Consider the following 2,597-nt stretch of genomic DNA (forward strand, 5'->3'; position numbering starts at 1 on the left):
GCCCTCGACGGCGCCCGCCTGTTCCGCGGCGGCGGCCATCGCGATGCCGCCGGCGGCCGGCTCCAGAGCGGATCCGTCTTCTCGATGGCGGACGCCGTCGCGCAGGTCGAGCCGGTGCTGAACCCGGACAAGCCCCCGGATGCCGACAGCCCGTTCGCGGCGCTGAAGAACTGGAAGGGGTGAGGCGGGGCGGCGTTCAGCACCCGCTGGACTGTATGCGCATATCCCCGTCGTGAGAGCGGTTCCGCTTTACGCCGCGCGCGGGCGATCGAGTTCGCCCCCGGGAGCGACATGCTTGCTGGCATCCAGGATTTCGACGCCGACGATCCGCCCTTCGGAGTCCAGATCGACGATGAAGCCCGGGCGAAGCTCCTCACTCTCGACGACGCGCGCGTCGGCGAGACGGATGTAGAGGGCGTCGACTGTCGGATCGTACTCGGACGTCATCCGGTTTGTCTCCTCTTGCGGGTGCGGCCCCGATCAAGGAGAGCCGTCACAACCACGATCTCGTCGCCTTCCAAGGGTTCATATACCACGCGCATGATCCGCGCGTCGCGCTCCGGCACGGCAGCAAACACCCGAACCCGGCCAGGTCGAGCAGGATCGGGTTCGATCACCTCCGGCCTGCGGATCGTCCGCTCGACCCAAGCCGGCTCGATGTTGCGCATCCGCATGCGCTCAAGGACATGATCGCTCCATCTGATTCGGGGTGTGCTCACGTCGGCATTCTGTTGTAGCGATTCAGCATTGCAAGGCGCCCCTGCGGGGCTCGGTATGGACGGCCGTTGCGTGATCGATGACGTTCCAGCGTAACCGAAGCCGGCCGGTCGATTCGGCCAAGTCGTTCACGGCCGCGAGGAACATCTTCTCCTATGCACTCGGAACGCGCGCCCCTCGGCGTCCTGATCGCCGTGGCCGCCGCGCAGATCGACGTCTGGGGCAGCGTCAGTTTCACATCCATCGTCGCCACGCGGATCGCCACCGGCCATCCTGATGACCGAACTCGTGCGCGGGGGCGCTGGCCGGGCCGTTTGGGGCGCTGATACTCATGACCGGCCTGTCCAGCAGCCTGTTCTGGCCCACGACGGCGTTCCTGAGCGATCAGGTCGGTTGGCGGGGAACCTGCGCCCTCTACGGCGGTGCGATGTGGCTCGTTTGCGTGCCGCTCTACCGGTACGGCGTACCGCTCCAAGTTCTGGGGAACACCGCGCAGCCGCTGCAGGACGCGGCACCAATCGAGCCGGCGTCGGGTCGCGGGCTCCTCGGATTGATCGCCGGCGCCACCGCGCTCATCGCCTTTGTCGGCTTCGGCCTCAGCAACATCCCGGTCGAATGGCTGGTCGCCGAAGGTCTGAGCCGATCGGAGGCGATCGGCTACGGCGCGGCTCTCGGGGTGATCCAGATCGGCGCCCGGGCGGTGGATTTCCTCGGCGGCGGCCGTTGGGACGGACTGAGCACCGGCTTGATCGCGGCGCTCGCCGTCCTCGCAGCTCTATCGCTGCTGGCAGCCGCCGACGGCGGCCCCACCGCGGCCGGCGCGTTCGTTCATCCTGCTCTACGGCCTCGGGAGCGGTGCGCTCGCGGTGGCGCGGGTGACCATCCCGCTCGTGTTCTACGAGCGGGCGAGCTACGCCCAGGCTGCGTCGCGAATCGCATCGCCGCTCAACCTAGCTTCGGCCCTGTCGCCGCCGACCTTCGCGGCGGTACTGACCCGGTTCGGTGGATCCGCGGCTCTTCTGCTGGCTGCAGGATGCATGGCTGCGGCCACGCTCGCGCTGCTGGCTCTCAGGCGCAGACGACCACGCCGAGAGGTGGCCGTCACAGCCTGAAATCCTCGCCGAGATACAGCCGCCGCGCGTCGGGGTTCGCCACGATCTCCTCCGGGGTCCCCTCCGTGAGGATGCGGCCGGAATGGGCGATGTAGGCGCGGTCGATCAGGCCCAGGGTCTCGCGGACGTTGTGGTCGGTGATCAGCACGCCGATGCCGCGCTGCTTGAGGTGCTTCACCAGATCCTGGATGTCGCCCACCGCGATCGGGTCGATGCCGGCAAACGGCTCGTCGAGCAGCATGAAGGTCGGCGACGAGGCGAGCGCCCGGGCGATCTCGCAGCGCCGCCGCTCGCCGCCCGATAGCGCGATCGAGGGCGACTTGCGCAGCCGCGCGATATCGAACTCCTCGAGCAGGGAATCGAGCTTGCGCGCGCGGGCCTTGCGGTCGGGCTCGGCCACTTCGAGCACCGCGCGGATGTTGTCCTCGACGGTCAGCCCGCGGAAGATCGAGGCTTCCTGCGGCAGGTAGCCGATGCCGAGCCGCGCCCGCTGGTACATGGGCAGGTGGGTGATCGGCAGGCCGTCCAGGGTGATATGGCCGCGATCGGCCACCACCAGCCCAGTGATCATGTAGAAGATCGTGGTCTTGCCGGCGCCGTTCGGCCCGAGCAGCCCGACCGCCTCGCCGGTGCGGACCGTCAGCCCGGCCTCGTGCACCACGGTGCGGGCGCCGTAGCTCTTGCGCAGGCCGCGGACGCTGAGGATGCCGGGGCCGCCCACTTCCGCGGCGGCGACTTCGTCGGCATCCGCGACGGGCGGGCTCGCGC

At 69.0% G+C, this 2,597-nt stretch carries 5 protein-coding genes and 1 pseudogene; 3 read left to right on the plus strand and 3 right to left on the minus strand.

The genetic code is table 11. The features are described 5' to 3' along the window. Window positions 1-183: pseudogene (locus FV228_RS26500) on the plus strand (dimethylmenaquinone methyltransferase); the annotation flags it as partial. Window positions 184-249: 66 nt separating this feature from the next. Here FV228_RS26500 and FV228_RS26505 read toward each other — a convergent pair. After that, window positions 250-447, minus strand: a complete 198-nt coding sequence (locus tag FV228_RS26505; RefSeq protein ID WP_147857254.1) for a DUF2283 domain-containing protein — start codon at window positions 445-447, stop codon at window positions 250-252. Continuing rightward, a complete protein-coding gene (locus FV228_RS26510) occupies window positions 444-719 on the minus strand; it encodes a DUF4258 domain-containing protein (protein ID WP_281406535.1) in 276 nt (91 codons plus the stop codon). The genes FV228_RS26505 and FV228_RS26510 overlap by 4 nt, the downstream gene beginning before the upstream one ends. Before the next feature lie 153 nt (window positions 720-872). Here FV228_RS26510 and FV228_RS33465 point away from each other — a divergent pair, with 153 nt between their 5' ends. Continuing rightward, window positions 873-1,043 carry a hypothetical protein gene (locus FV228_RS33465; RefSeq protein WP_187277925.1) on the plus strand — a complete coding sequence of 57 codons (171 nt, stop codon included), beginning with the start codon at window positions 873-875 and terminating at the stop codon, window positions 1,041-1,043. Between the two features lie 5 nt (window positions 1,044-1,048). Further along, window positions 1,049-1,924, plus strand: coding sequence for an MFS transporter (locus FV228_RS26515; RefSeq protein ID WP_147857255.1), 876 nt, complete (start codon window positions 1,049-1,051; stop codon window positions 1,922-1,924). On the opposite strand, the gene lptB is transcribed toward FV228_RS26515, so the two are convergent. Then, window positions 1,819-2,597 (minus strand): LPS export ABC transporter ATP-binding protein (gene lptB, locus FV228_RS26520; RefSeq protein WP_147857256.1); only part of this gene is annotated, 779 nt, incomplete at its 5' end. The two genes, FV228_RS26515 and lptB, sit on opposite strands and share 106 nt — an antisense overlap.

Source organism: Methylobacterium sp. WL18 (assembly GCF_008040015.1).
GTDB classification, from domain to species: domain Bacteria; phylum Pseudomonadota; class Alphaproteobacteria; order Rhizobiales; family Beijerinckiaceae; genus Methylobacterium; species Methylobacterium mesophilicum.